Raw genomic sequence first — 13020 nt, 5'->3', positions numbered from 1 at the left:
TCAGCAGTAACCGGGTTGCATACTTCAGGCCTCGCCACCTCCAAGTTGATAGCCAAATCCATAGATCGTCCTAACATACTTTGGTTCGTCCGCGTTATCCTCCAGCTTCTTCCGTAATCGCATGACGGTCATATCCACACTGCGACTGTCTCCTATGAAGTCATATCCCCATCCGATCTGCAGCAGCTCATCCCGGGTAAAGATTTTGTCTGGCCTTTTGAGTAACGTTTCCAGAATTTTGAACTCTTTGGCCGTTAAAGACACGGGTACACCGTTTTTCAGCACCCTTCGGCTTTCCAGATCAAATGTCAGCTCTTCATGAATGATGCGTGTAGATTTCACTTCTGTTCCTTCACTTGATTCCTCCTTGCTCTCGTTTCTTCTCAGAATCACCTTGATTCGAGCGAGCAATTCACGATTGTCAAAGGGTTTGGTCATGTAATCCTCCGCCCCTAGCTCTAGTCCCAACACCTTGTCGATTACCTCATTTTTGGCAGAGAGCATGATCACAGGAACGGCACGTTTCCCGGTGATTTCCTTGCATAAGTCATATCCGGAGCAGTCAGGCAGCATCAAGTCAAGCACCACCAGGTCCGGTTGAAAAGCATTCAGCAGCTGCAGGGCTATTTTACCGTTTTCAGCCGTTTGAACGACGTAGTTTTCTCTTCTCAGTACGAGCTCAATTAAATCTCTGATTGCGACTTCATCGTCAATGACAAGTATTTTCTTCAATGTACACCCCTTCTAGCCTTGTTCCTCAGCTTGAATGATCATTTACCCTCATCTTAGCACAGACGCTTTAGATTCCTCCACCAATGGAAGATGAGGTATATTCCACTGAGCTCAACTGTACTTGATCAAACAATCACTAAGAGATATATAATACATATTCCCAGCTTTCTGGATTAGCTCATTTTTACCAGCAATCGTCCTATCGCATAGAGCTGCCCGGACGTAAAAAACACCTTCAAGGTTGTTTCCTTATCTGATGATAAGACGACATTTTCCTTGAAGGTGTTGTGATTGAGTAACCCTACAGGGCGAGGGTACCCATTCTTCAGTTTACTTGGCTTACACGTTTCATACTATCGCGTCGCTTTTTACGGCGGAGAATGATCGGAACCGAAATCGCTGCAGCGATCGCCAACAACGGAGCTAATATACCAGCTAGGTGAAACGACGAGTTATGTGTAGAGAAAACGCTAAAGTCCCAAAGTCCATGCAGGAACATGGAGGCCAGGAGCGATCCGGTCGACCTTCTGGCGAGGTAGAAGATTGAACCGAGGCCGAAAGCCATCACTACCTGGAATAGCGCACCCGCTCCGAGGCCCAGAAACATGCCCGGCAGGTGGAAGATTGCGAACATCGCTGTTGAGAGCAGCCAGACTCCAGTTTCACCGAATCTGCTACGCAGAGCGACTATTAATTGACCGCGGTGGATCATCTCCTCATTGAAGCCGACCAGGATGCTGCCGACGATAAGATACAGCCACATGAGGGGCGTTACACGGGTGAAATCGCCGATCAGCATATTCACAATCGCGATGACCGCCATGATAATCGGGAGCGTCATCGTCCATCGAGAAAGACTCCGCCTTTCTACCAGGGCGGGACGCCACCATCCGTAGATCATGAGGACTGTGAGGGTTAGTATAGCGCCGCCGGACAGCGTTGCTACGTACCCGAGAAGAAGGGTACGCTCACTCTCGCCCACTTTCATATAGTCGATGCCGTTGAGCACAAAGATTCCGTAGAAGACTGCAATGTAGAGAAAATATGTGAGAACACCCCATCGCACGCGAGGACGAACTCGAAGGGCGGGATCCATAATTTCTTGCTGTAAGTTCCTTTTGGTTGACATCATAAACACTCCCACTATAAATTAAAATTTTCTAGCATAGCAATGCTGTTGTGTGGGCTTATACAATTACCGCAGTCCCGCTAACAACAACCATTAACATGCCTTCGCGAATAACTTCATAATCAATATCGACTCCAACAATCCCGTTAGCCCCCATCACCGAAGCTTTTTGGGTCATCTCGGCAAATGCTGCATCCCTTGCTTCCTGAAGCTTACCTTCATAAACGCGCGAGCGTCCCCCTACCAGATCGGTAATGGAAGCCTTGAAGTCTCTGAATACGTTAGCCCCCATGATCACTTCACCAGTGGCAATGCCCAAATACTTCCTGATTGGTGAACCTTCAATAGTTGATGTAGTGGTTATGATCATAAGTTATCCCCCCTTAATTCATTATGAACGACACCTTGTTTTCCTTGTGGGATATTGATTGCTTTGCTTATTCATTATGCTAACAGCCCAATTGAAACAGAGCCTAAACGAACCGCTAAACATAAGCTTAATTAATCTTCTGGCATTTAGGTTCTGTTAAAGTGGCGCCTCCGGCCATTTATTATGGCAACTTTTGTGTACACAAATCGCATAAGGACTACTGTATTTCCACTTTATACCCTTCCTTCTTCAGCAATGGAACTACCCCTTCGTCGCCTAACATGTGCAGCATTCCGACGACGACCAGATAGGTTTCTTTTTTTCCACCAAGGTATCGATCCCCCCATCCGGAGCAAGGATGACCCCTGCAGTTGGGTCCAGTGTTTGGAGCAGCAATTTTTCCTGCAGAGCGTCTGAGTAGTTATTGTTCGTTTGGAACTGGAAATCAATAGTTTCCAAAGCAACAACCGTTTTCTTCCCTTTGTTGGCCTTATTGATCAGGTAATGGTCAATACCAATGTCTGACTGATAGCCTTCTTTGTCAGCGATAACGCCCAGAATGTTTTGTTGGACGAACCACGGTTTGAAATTGTCGAAGCTGCTTTCCGGCAATCCATTTGCTTTTAGGAAAGCGGCGACTTTTTTATACGTTATAGCGGAGATATGATCTTTCAATGTTGTACCGTCTTTATAAACACCCAGTTCCAACACCAGTTTTTGTAATTCTTCGGGAGCGACCTTCGACAAATCGACCTCAACGCTCAAGTAATCAGCTGCATGGAGCGCATTCTCAATCTCCGGACGCAGCGGGTACATTCCTTCAAGCACGTAATGAAGTGAACCCAGCATAAACACAGTGTTGCCTTTATGCTCTACCTTCCATAAATAGCCGTGGCTGCCAGCGGTTCGCTGCTTAGAAATAAGGTTTATCTGGCGCGAGGAAGGATTCCATGCCACTTGATAGCCTGCAGCCTCAGCGAGAAAGCGAAGCGGCACATACGTTACATTCCGGACTTGCTTTGGCGTTTATAGTAGCATTAGCGTTGCCAATCTCCAGGGACAAGGAAATGCCGCTTTGGGTACCGCTGACGGTATGGGTCGCTTCATTCCAGCTCACTTTGACGCCGATCTTCTCCAGAAGCAGACGCATCGGGACGAGTGTCACCCCTTTTTCTACGATCAATGCCGAGTTGCTGAACTGGATTTGCACACCATTAACCCATATCGTCGAGACTTTCTCTGCTGCATACACCGAAGAGAGTCCAGAGGTAAGCAGGGATAAAGATAGCAATGAGACAATTATTTTTTTCATTTGCGTATAAGCTCCTTTTCGTGAATTGATCCCTCATTTCCTAGCCTATCAACCCTACTAAAACAGAACCTAAACAAATCGATGAACAATACCTTAATGTTGCTCACGGAAGTTTAGGTTCTGTTAATGTGTGTATGCTACTATGGGAAAGGGTGAACACAATGACCAATCTATCTGATATTAAAATCGCAATCGTTGACGATGAGCCCTCGATTGTTACAATGCTCCAAATGGTGCTCCGCAGGGAAGGGTTTCATCGTCTGTACCCGGCTTCCACATGTGCAGAAGGACTTGACATAGCGGCGCGCATTGCCCCCGATATCGTCCTGCTCGACATCATGCTCCCTGACGGCAGCGGATTAGAGCTCTGCTCCAAGCTCCGCGAATATGGGAATCCGCATATTTTGTTCCTGACGGCCAAGGCTTCCGATCTCGATGTCCTTCAAGGCTTCGCTATGGGCGGGGATGATTATATCACAAAGCCCTTCAATCCCTTGGAGGTAGCTGCTAGAATTCAGGCGCGCATCCGCCGACTGGAGCAGGAGGCTCCTACACCCATGCCAATAAAGCGGCCGGATTCAGGGGTTTACCGGTTAGGCCGTCTTACCGTTAACGAGGCGGAGGGCGAGTTGATCGTGGATGGACAGCCTGTTCCATGCCCCGCACAGGAGTTCCAACTGCTGCTGCACTTCTGCAAGCATCCGGGAATCGTATTTTCCAAAACGCAGCTATACGATAAGGTTTGGGGGATTAACGGATTGGGAGATGATTCGACGGTCATGGTACACATTCGGCGCATTAGGGAGCGGATCGAGATCGAGCCCGGTGATCCGAAACTGCTCGTTACCGTCCGCGGGCTCGGATACAAGCTGGTGAAGGAGTCGCAGGTGCGATGAAAATACAACAACGCATGGCTTTCCACTTTGCCTATCAATTGATCTTTTATTCCCTACTGATTCTGGCCATTACTCTGGTAGCATGCATCCTGTACTTTCAGAATGCGAAGAACAATGAGATACGCCGTAACTTTCCAGCAGGCGCCCTGCAGCTGATCGCTCAAGAAGCTAGCTCCAAGGATGGGACCATTCAAATTTCCCCCAAGTGGGTTAAGCTCATTGAGGATAGAGGAATGTGGTTGCAGGTTGTGAATGCCGAAGGAAGGGTAATTTATGATGTAAACTCAACTCCGCAGCATGCGCTGCCGCCCTCCTACTCCACCGCTCAATTGCTTGAAATTCAAGAGACGCGTACGCTTGGGACTTATGCCGTAAACACGGAGCTGAATTTTGCCTTCAACGAGCCGCATCTGTACATGCTGGGATACCATAGTCCTGATCTCGACCAACTCGTGGCTTGGTTCGACGCTTACGGCCAGAAGGGGATAGTGCGAAGTGAAGCGATCCCCTCTTTGGACCAGCGGTTGCGCGAAACCGGCAGCTATCTGCAGGTGATCGACCCCGCAGGCAAAACCATACAAGACATCGGCGATAAAGCAAACGCGAAAAAGGCGTATCGTCCGCTGGATATTCTGGCCATCCAGCAATCACCCAGCAATTATGACACGAATATTGTCTCCCAGCGGGACAAGCAAAGCGGAAAGACCTGGATCCTCTATACGCCTAATCCAACTGGAGGTCCACTGAAGCATCCCGTGCTGGATACGGCAACGCGTGGGCTTGTATGGTTTTCGGGTCTAATCCTGCTCTTGGCGGTTCCGGTCTCCATATGGCATGGATACCGTTATGGTCAGCCGCTCATTCTGTTCGCAGGCTGGTTCGAACGCATGCGCAAGGGTCAATACGACGAAGTGCTGACCGCCAAGGACAAGCGCAAGGTATTCCGCCGCAACGGTACGATGCGAACCAGCTACAAACTTTATAGGGAAGTCATTGAATCCTTCTATCAGATGACCCATCAATTGGCACAAACGGAGAAGGAACGTGAGAAGCTGGAGCAGGCACAAGCGGAATGGATGTCAGGGATTTCCCATGATCTGCGCACTCCCCTCTCCACCATTCAAGGCTATGGATATATGCTCGAGAGCTTGCCTGAGCAGTGGAGCCAGGAGGAGATGCGGGTTATGGGATCGACGATTCGGGAAAAAGGGGATTATATGCTTGAACTGATCTCTGATTTTTCCATGATTCATCAGCTTAAGCAGGGAGATTCGATTATGAATCTTCAGGAGTTGGATTTGGATGAGCTGGTGCGCTGCTCGGTATTGAAGTACGTCAATGACGCCACGATGTCTGACTATCAGTTTCACTATGTTGGGGAGGAGAGTCCCCTAATGGTAAAAGCAGATGAGACCTGGCTTCAGAGGCTGATGGATAACTTGCTGTCCAACGCCGTTAAGCATAATCCGCAGGGTGTAGTCGTCACTGCATCAGTCGGCAGAATAAACGGCAAGGCCGGTATACGAGTCATCGATAACGGCAAAGGAATGGACGAGGAAACGCTGCATCATTTGTTCAAGCGGTACTATCGGGGAACGAATACGGAAGAATCGACGGTTGGCTCCGGGCTCGGAATGAGCATCGCCAAAGCCATTGTGGAAGCGCACGGCGGCGAAATCCAGGTGCATTCCAAAGTATGGCAAGGCATGAAGATTGAGATTCTATTGCCCTGCGATGCTATATGATTTTGTCTAACTGTTGTTATGCGTAATTAAAAGGCAGGGAAATTCCAACAACTTATGAAGCCAAGAACCGGGTAATAAGTCGTTTAAATTTTTTAAAAAGTGATTTGTTTGAGGAACTTCATTTTTCCTGTATAACTATTAGCGACGGAGCCATAATAAACTTGCTTGCTTATTCCAAATAATGCACAACTGAAAGGAGAAAATTAACATGGCTCAATCTAGTTCAAACAGCCTGGTTATACCTCAAGTCAAAATGGCCTTGCAGCAAATGAAAATCGAAGCTGCTCAGGAATTGGGTATTCAAATCCCTCAGGATGGATACTATGGCAATATGACATCCCGCGAAACTGGTTCTCTTGGAGGATACATTACTAAACGTCTTGTTCAAATGGCTGAACAGTCTATTCAAGGGCGTCACTAATTATTAATTTCGGCCCCAATTAACTTGCTGCGAATATTACCAAAGATTCAATAAATTATTAAAGAGGCAATCTCATCGTATTGAGATTGCCTCTTTAATGAATCTTAGGAAGCGCTTATCTGAAGTTCATGTCGGGTGACAAAAAACATAGTAACATTAAAAGCCGCAGATTATGCGGCTTTTATTAAACATTATCATGTCTTGTCGAAACATACTTGTCGAAACACAACTGTCAGCTGCGCTTTACACCGCTATCGTTTTTGATAGGTCCCTCGTCTTTAGCATCGCTGGATTTCTTCGTACCTTTACTCGTATAAGGTTTCGGGGCGCTTTTGGCCCGGCGGGCTTTTGCGTCCCAGCGGGTCCAGCCTTTCTTACCCGTGCCTCTACCTGTTCCACTCTTGCCTTTTGGTTTGCTCAATAGATCACTCCGTTACATGCGGTATTCTTATTTTGGTCATAGACTAATTCACCAGCATGTTGAAATATACACCACTTCGGTCAGTATGTACATACTGTATGTTTCAAAGCCCTGATCCTGTCAGCTTTCCCCATACAGCGCTATTCCACTTGAGTATGCTTCCCCCCCGTTCCAAATTGCCAACTTCTATTGTATCATGCTTCTTCCGGACCAAAGGTCGAGCTTGCCCCCGCCCGTAGCGCTGAAATGCTGGATATGCAGGGTATTCGCGAAACTTTTGAACCCTCCTGCCTGTTAGTCTAACAAAAATCAGTTTCCATTGCGGTTGTTAGTCATCATCAATCTTGAATCAATATTCAATCAGCTCCCTCCTGCCCGCTTGCCTAAAAAATAGAGAAAAACCCCAATCTCAGCTGCATTAATGTTGCTGAAATTGGGGTTCTATCTGCATTCATACTGATGGCAAACTATATGGCATCTTGTAGTTCAAACTGGCTGTTATAAAGTTCCGCGTAGAATCCGCCTTTCTCCAGAAGCTCGATGTGATTGCCGCTTTCTATAATGTCTCCATCTTTCATGACCAGAATCATATCCGCGTTGCGTATCGTCGAAAGTCTGTGGGCAATAACAAATGATGTTCTACCCACCATTAGCTTATCCATCGCTTCCTGCACTTTGCGTTCCGTGCGTGTATCCACCGAGCTTGTCGCCTCATCTAAAATTAAGAGGGGTGCATTTTGGATCATGGCTCGCGCGATAGTAAGAAGCTGCTTTTGTCCAGCCGATAAGCTCGCTTTGTCATTCAATACGGTGTTGTACCCATCGGGAAGCGTTCGTATAAAATGATGCAGTCCGACGGCCTTACATGCAGAAATGACTTCCTCCTCCGTGACGTCTTGTTTGCTGTATTTGATGTTTTCCAGGATTGTTCCCTCAAAGAGCCATGTATCTTGCAAAACCATGCAAAATTGTTCGTGTACGTTTTCCCGGGTAGTTTGATGTGTAGGTATACCGTCAAGCAAGATCTCGCCGCTATCCAGCTCGTAAAAGCGCATTAAAAGGTTAACCATCGTCGTTTTTCCCGCCCCTGTCGGGCCAACGATCGCGACCTTTTGCCCCGCTTTGACCATAGCTGAGAAGCCGTGGATTATCGTTCTATCTTTATCATAGCCGAATTTCACGTGTCTAAATTCTACATCGCCTTTAATATTACTTAGTATTTTTGCTTTTTCGCTTTCATCAGCCATTTCTTCTTCTTCGAAAAATTCAAAGACGCGCTCGCTGGCGGCAGCGGTTCTTAGCATGGTTTGAGCTGCTTGGGCCAACTGCGCTAACGGCTGCGTGAAGAGGCGTATATACAACATAAATGCAACGATTACACCAAAGGAAATAGTGCCGTTCATGGCAAGCACTGCTCCGACTACGCACACGGCTACATAACCTAAGTTTCCAATAAAGCTCATAATAGGCATCATCAATCCCGATAGAAATTGTGATTTCCAGCCGCTGTCATAAAGAGTTTCATTAATTTTCTCGAAGGTCTCTTTCGCCGCTTTGCCGCCGTTATAGGCTTTAACCACATTATGCCCCGAATAAATTTCCTCAATATGACCATTGATTTCCCCAAGGCCTTCTTGTTGCGCTGTAAAATGTTTCTTTGATTTTGACATGATCAGCATCATTAACACAAAACCGACAATGGTAGAGCCGATTGCGGTCAACGCCAAAATCCAGTTCGTGTAGAACATCATCACTAGAGAACCAACGAACATGGTTACTGCGCTTACCATTGTACCGACACTCTGATTTAGCGTTTGTCCTATCGTATCAACATCATTCGTGGCACGGCTGAGTACGTCGCCATAGCTTGTTTTATCAAAGTATTTAAGCGGCAGCTTATTAATTTTATGAGAGATGCCGGTTCGCATATTTTTCGATATTCTGGCGGTTACAGTTGCCATTATATAGTTTTGAACAAAACTTAACAGCGCAGAAGAAGCATAGAAGAATACGAGTATGATTGCAATATTCATTACAGCATCCATATCAATGGCCCTCACGACCGGTTGCCCGTTTATAAGCGCAGGAAGCCCTTTGGTAATTTCATTGGTCATATCCTTTAATTTATCAGGCCCTATGATTTGTAATACAGTACCGACAGCCGCGATGATGAGGGCTATGACAATAACGGGCATATAATTTTTGCAATATTGAATTAATTTGCCCCATGTATTCTTGAAATCTTTTGGTTTTTCGGTGTGACCTTGCATTCCGGGAGGTCCCCCCATTGGTCCTCTGGCGGGTCTTCTGCTTTCCGTATTTTCACTCATGATATCAATTCCTCCTCACTCAATTGCGACATAGCGATTTCCCTGTATACATCACAGTCGCGAAGCAGCTCTTTATGTGTTCCGTTTCCGACCACTTTGCCTTCATCCAGTACGATGATTTGATCGGCGTCCATGATGGTTCCAATTCGCTGCGCCACAATCATACTTGTCACACCAGTAGTTTCCCTCCTCAGCACGCTGCGTAACACACGATCTGTTTTATAATCCAGCGCCGAAAATGAATCATCGAAAATATAGATCTCAGGTTTACGGCAAATTGCACGAGCAATAGCGAGACGTTGTTTCTGACCACCCGATACATTTGTGCCGCCTTGTGAAATCGAGGCATTGTAACCATCCTCCATCTTTTCCACAAAGTCCGCACCCTGTGCTATCTGTACGGCCTTTTTAACTTCCTCTTCACTGTAACCCTCGCTGCCATTATCTCCATAGGCCACATTGGAACTCACCGTTCCTTTGAACATAACCGCCTTTTGCGGCACATAGCCGATTTTATTGTAGAGCGATTCCATGCTGTACTCTTGTACATTCACACCATCAATCAGCACTTCGCCTTCAGTCGCATCGAAGAAACGCGGTACCAGGTTGATAAGGGTTGACTTCCCGCTTCCGGTAGAGCCGATAAACGCGATCGTTTCCCCCTGTTTCACTGTGAAGCTGACATCATGTATAACATAATCAGCTGCATCCGGGTACTTAAAGCTAACATGATTAAAGGTGACCTCGCCTTTTATTCCTTGTAAGCCCTCAGTCACAACACCGTCTTTTATAGTCGGCTGCGTATCCAGCACCTCATTAACACGTTTGGCGGAAACGCTGGCTCGCGGAAGCATAATAAATATCATCACTAGCATCAAGAAGGCCATAATTACTTGCATGGCGTAGGATGAGAATACAACCATATTGGAGAATAGCGTCAATCGATCCGTTGCTTGAGCCGCATTGATTAGATATGCGCCAATCCAGTAAATAGCAAGGCTAAGCCCGCTCATAATCATACTCATCACCGGCATCATTATCGACATGGCCCGGTTGGTGAACAAATTGGTGTAGGTAAGTTCTTCGTTTGCCGTTTCAAACTTTTGTTCCTGGTAATCCTCGGCATTGTAAGCTCGAACCACACGCAAACCTGTAAGGTTCTCCCTAGCCACGCGGGTTAAGTTGTCGGTGAGCATCTGCATTTTTCTGAACTTCGGCAGTACGAATACCATAATGAATGCAATCATGACCAGCAAGATCAAAACAGCTGCACCTGTCGCCAGCGACCATTCATATCCTTTTCCAGCAATCTTCGTAACGGCCCAGACCGCCATGATCGGCGCTTTGATGATGATTTGCAATCCCATTGTGACAAGCATTTGAATCTGCGTAATATCGTTGGTGGAACGGGTAATCAGACTTGAAGTAGAAAAGCGGTTTATTTCCTCCATGGAAAAAGACTCGACCTTGTTAAACAGCATACTGCGAAGCCTTTGTGAGAAAGACGATGCAATCCGCGCTGCAAAAAAGCCGACCAAAATCGCGGAAACAAGACTCCCTAGCGCACACAGGAGCATGAACCCCCCGGCTTTCCAGATTTCACTCATCTCACTGCCTGTCGTTTGGACAAGCTGAGTAATTTCCGCCATATAATCCGGCAGTTTCAAATCAAGCCATACTTGCAGGGCAATGAATACCAGACTGATAACCGCTTGTATCCATTCTTTGGGCTTAAGATACTTAAAAATTTTTATCATGCACAATCCTCCTGTTTGTTAATATTGCTAAAATTAAATAGTGGCAGCTTTACGAAGAATAACAAGGGTTGCGTTCCGGGTAACTCTTATACCGGAAATATAACGGTAAATATGCTGCCTTTCCCCGGTTGACTTTGAACGCTAACGTCACCGCCGCAAAGTACCACTATCCGTTTTACAAGTGAAAGTCCAAGCCCGTATCCTGTTTTGGAATGTGAAGTATCGCCCTGATAAAATTTATCGAAAATATGAGCTTTCGTCTGATCATCCATGCCGGGTCCGTCATCCTGAATAATAAACTGGATCTCGTCATTTTTATTTACAAGGGTAATATCTATAAAGCCATATGGATCGGTAAATTTAATCGCGTTATCTAAAAGATTAATCCATATTTGCTGTGTCAAATCTTCATTTCCGTTATAAATCACCTTATCCAAATTCACATTTACGGTAATCTCTTTTGCAGACCACTTGGGCTCCATTAAAACGATAGACTTTCTAATTTGTTCATCTAACCTGAACGGGGTTTTATCGACAACAATTTCAAGGGTCTCGTATTTGGACAGAGTAAGAACATTGGTGGAAAGTGCAGCTAAACGCTCAGATTCCGTTATGATAATGTCAAGATACTCCCGTTGTTCTTCGTCCGAAAGATTATTCTCCTTGAGAAGTTTTGCAAAGCCACGTAAAGATACGATAGGTGTTTTAAATTCATGGGAAAAGTTGTTAACAAAATCGCTTCTCAGTGTTTCTATACTCGAAAGTTCTTGGGTCATTTTATTAAAGCTCTGAGACAATTCTTCCAATTCTCCAATGCCTTTTAGATCTACCTTAACGCTAAAGTCTCCTCCGGCCACCTTATGTGTGGCATCAATTACCTTGCGGATGGGATTCAGCGCTTTTTTACTAAGAAAGGCCGTAAGTGCAGTTCCAAGCAAAATGCAAAGACCAAAGAGAATAAATAACGGGATAATGTGATTCCCGCTGCTCCCTCTCGATTCCGGTACAAAATGATCCGAAAGAGAAATAACTCCAATATGCTGCAAGAGGACAACGCTCGCTCCGATCAGCAGAAAAGTTGACACCATCACACCAAACACAAACATCACTAAGGTTATAGCAAGACTTAATCGCTTCTTAAAAAAATCTCTCATGTTTTTCTTACCGCCTTATAGCCAAGCCCCCGAATGGTAACAATCTCAAACTCTGACCAACCCCGAAATCTGTCCCTCAAGCGGTTGATATGAACATTAAGCGTGTGGTCATCGGTTTCAGATTCCATCCCCCAAATTTCATCCATAAGTTGAAGGCGGGTAAAAATCATATTTGGATATGAAAGCAGCTTAAATAATAGGTAAAACTCTTTTTGCGGTAGTGTAATCACCTGATCTTCACGGGATACGGTGAGCGCATCATAATCAAGCACGACCTTGTCGACAGTTAATTTGTGTTCACTGGCAATCTTTGCTCTGCGAAGAAGTGCCTTAATACGAAGTACCATCTCCTGCTCATCTACAGGTTTTGTCATATAATCATCCGTACCGACCAGAAACCCCTTCCTTTTGTCATTGGGCTCCTGCTTAGCTGTAACCATCAGGATCGGCAAATTCTCCCATGAAAGTCGGAGCTGCCGTGTTAATTCATAGCCGTCCATATTCGGCATCATTAAATCAAGTACTACTAAATCAAAATGCTGCTGTTCCATTAATTTAAGTGCGACGATGCCGTCCTCCGCCCAGTATGTTTCAAACCCGTTCTGTTTTAAAACGGCACACATCAGCTTTCTGGAGTTGGTGTCATCTTCTACGACTAATATTTTCAGCATATCCAATGCCTCCATTTACCTTGTTATTGCTAATCAACTTTACCACCCATAAGTAAACTGAAAATCAATTGGAACAATTTCA

The 13020-nt window shown here is 45.8% G+C and carries 14 protein-coding genes; 3 read left to right on the top strand and 11 right to left on the bottom strand.

Annotated elements, in window-relative coordinates; translation table 11 throughout:
• Positions 1–24: 24 nt before the first annotated feature.
• From BN1360_RS17985 to BN1360_RS17960, 6 genes are all read right to left on the bottom strand, one after another.
• Complete coding sequence (locus tag BN1360_RS17985) at positions 25–732, bottom strand: response regulator transcription factor (protein ID WP_068781222.1); 708 nt, start codon at positions 730–732, stop codon at positions 25–27.
• Positions 733–1057: 325 nt separating this feature from the next.
• Positions 1058–1573 (bottom strand): CPBP family intramembrane glutamic endopeptidase, encoded by a 516-nt coding sequence (locus BN1360_RS17980; RefSeq protein ID WP_195714277.1) that lies wholly within the window; start codon positions 1571–1573, stop codon positions 1058–1060.
• Positions 1574–1919: 346 nt separating this feature from the next.
• The gene (locus BN1360_RS17975) at positions 1920–2231 is read right to left on the bottom strand and encodes a YbjQ family protein (RefSeq protein ID WP_068781220.1); all 312 of its coding nucleotides are present in this window, start codon (positions 2229–2231) and stop codon (positions 1920–1922) included.
• 217 nt (positions 2232–2448) lie between these two features.
• Complete coding sequence (locus BN1360_RS26460) at positions 2449–2514, bottom strand: hypothetical protein (RefSeq protein WP_420707935.1); 66 nt, start codon at positions 2512–2514, stop codon at positions 2449–2451.
• On the bottom strand, positions 2508–3227 hold the full coding sequence (locus tag BN1360_RS17965; protein WP_068781219.1) for a TraB/GumN family protein: 720 nt from the start codon (positions 3225–3227) through the stop codon (positions 2508–2510). The genes BN1360_RS26460 and BN1360_RS17965 overlap by 7 nt, the downstream gene beginning before the upstream one ends.
• On the bottom strand, positions 3205–3543 hold the full coding sequence (locus BN1360_RS17960) for a stalk domain-containing protein (RefSeq protein WP_068781218.1): 339 nt from the start codon (positions 3541–3543) through the stop codon (positions 3205–3207). The genes BN1360_RS17965 and BN1360_RS17960 overlap by 23 nt, the downstream gene beginning before the upstream one ends.
• Positions 3544–3704: 161 nt before the next feature.
• On the opposite strand from BN1360_RS17960, the gene BN1360_RS17955 reads away from it, so the two are divergent.
• From BN1360_RS17955 to BN1360_RS17945, 3 genes are all read left to right on the top strand, one after another.
• Positions 3705–4439: a response regulator transcription factor gene (locus tag BN1360_RS17955; RefSeq protein WP_068781217.1), complete on the top strand. Its 735-nt coding sequence runs from the start codon at positions 3705–3707 to the stop codon at positions 4437–4439.
• Positions 4436–6184 (top strand): sensor histidine kinase, encoded by a 1749-nt coding sequence (locus BN1360_RS17950; protein WP_068781216.1) that lies wholly within the window; start codon positions 4436–4438, stop codon positions 6182–6184. Before BN1360_RS17955 ends, BN1360_RS17950 begins: the two co-directional genes overlap by 4 nt.
• A 208-nt stretch (positions 6185–6392) precedes the next feature.
• Entirely contained in the window at positions 6393–6605 is a 213-nt protein-coding gene (locus tag BN1360_RS17945; RefSeq protein ID WP_068781215.1) for an alpha/beta-type small acid-soluble spore protein, read from the top strand.
• Positions 6606–6837: 232 nt separating this feature from the next.
• Here the strand turns inward: BN1360_RS17945 and BN1360_RS17940 are convergent, their stop codons facing one another.
• The 5 genes from BN1360_RS17940 to BN1360_RS17920 all read right to left on the bottom strand — a co-directional run bounded on the left by BN1360_RS17940 (position 6838) and on the right by BN1360_RS17920 (position 12938).
• Entirely contained in the window at positions 6838–7026 is a 189-nt protein-coding gene (locus tag BN1360_RS17940) for a DUF3934 family protein (protein ID WP_068781214.1), read from the bottom strand.
• Positions 7027–7493: 467 nt separating this feature from the next.
• Complete coding sequence (locus tag BN1360_RS17935) at positions 7494–9356, bottom strand: ABC transporter ATP-binding protein (RefSeq protein WP_068781213.1); 1863 nt, start codon at positions 9354–9356, stop codon at positions 7494–7496.
• Positions 9353–11113 (bottom strand): ABC transporter ATP-binding protein, encoded by a 1761-nt coding sequence (locus tag BN1360_RS17930; RefSeq protein ID WP_068781212.1) that lies wholly within the window; start codon positions 11111–11113, stop codon positions 9353–9355. The genes BN1360_RS17935 and BN1360_RS17930 overlap by 4 nt, the downstream gene beginning before the upstream one ends.
• Before the next feature lie 86 nt (positions 11114–11199).
• Positions 11200–12267, bottom strand: a complete 1068-nt coding sequence (locus BN1360_RS17925; RefSeq protein WP_068781211.1) for a HAMP domain-containing sensor histidine kinase — start codon at positions 12265–12267, stop codon at positions 11200–11202.
• The gene (locus BN1360_RS17920; protein WP_068781210.1) at positions 12264–12938 is read right to left on the bottom strand and encodes a response regulator transcription factor; all 675 of its coding nucleotides are present in this window, start codon (positions 12936–12938) and stop codon (positions 12264–12266) included. The genes BN1360_RS17925 and BN1360_RS17920 overlap by 4 nt, the downstream gene beginning before the upstream one ends.
• Positions 12939–13020 lie beyond the last annotated feature (82 nt).

The sequence above is a fragment of the Paenibacillus sp. GM2 genome (assembly GCF_900069005.2).
GTDB lineage: Bacteria > Bacillota > Bacilli > Paenibacillales > Paenibacillaceae > Fontibacillus.
Note: the sequence above shows the minus strand (reverse complement) of the source record. Positions and strands in the feature narration are given on the sequence as shown.

Excerpts from the sequence above, each read along its gene's own strand:
- BN1360_RS17980 (WP_195714277.1), bottom strand. The coding sequence starts at position 1,573 with ATGACGCTCCCGATTATCATGGCGGTCATCGCGATTGTGAATATGCTG.
- BN1360_RS17975 (WP_068781220.1), bottom strand. The coding sequence starts at position 2,231 with ATGATCATAACCACTACATCAACTATTGAAGGTTCACCAATCAGGAAG.
- BN1360_RS17960 (WP_068781218.1), bottom strand. The coding sequence starts at position 3,543 with ATGAAAAAAATAATTGTCTCATTGCTATCTTTATCCCTGCTTACCTCT.
- BN1360_RS17955 (WP_068781217.1), top strand. The coding sequence starts at position 3,705 with ATGACCAATCTATCTGATATTAAAATCGCAATCGTTGACGATGAGCCC.
- BN1360_RS17950 (WP_068781216.1), top strand. The coding sequence starts at position 4,436 with ATGAAAATACAACAACGCATGGCTTTCCACTTTGCCTATCAATTGATC.
- BN1360_RS17945 (WP_068781215.1), top strand. The coding sequence starts at position 6,393 with ATGGCTCAATCTAGTTCAAACAGCCTGGTTATACCTCAAGTCAAAATG.
- BN1360_RS17935 (WP_068781213.1), bottom strand. The coding sequence starts at position 9,356 with ATGAGTGAAAATACGGAAAGCAGAAGACCCGCCAGAGGACCAATGGGG.
- BN1360_RS17930 (WP_068781212.1), bottom strand. The coding sequence starts at position 11,113 with ATGATAAAAATTTTTAAGTATCTTAAGCCCAAAGAATGGATACAAGCG.
- BN1360_RS17925 (WP_068781211.1), bottom strand. The coding sequence starts at position 12,267 with ATGAGAGATTTTTTTAAGAAGCGATTAAGTCTTGCTATAACCTTAGTG.
- BN1360_RS17920 (WP_068781210.1), bottom strand. The coding sequence starts at position 12,938 with ATGCTGAAAATATTAGTCGTAGAAGATGACACCAACTCCAGAAAGCTG.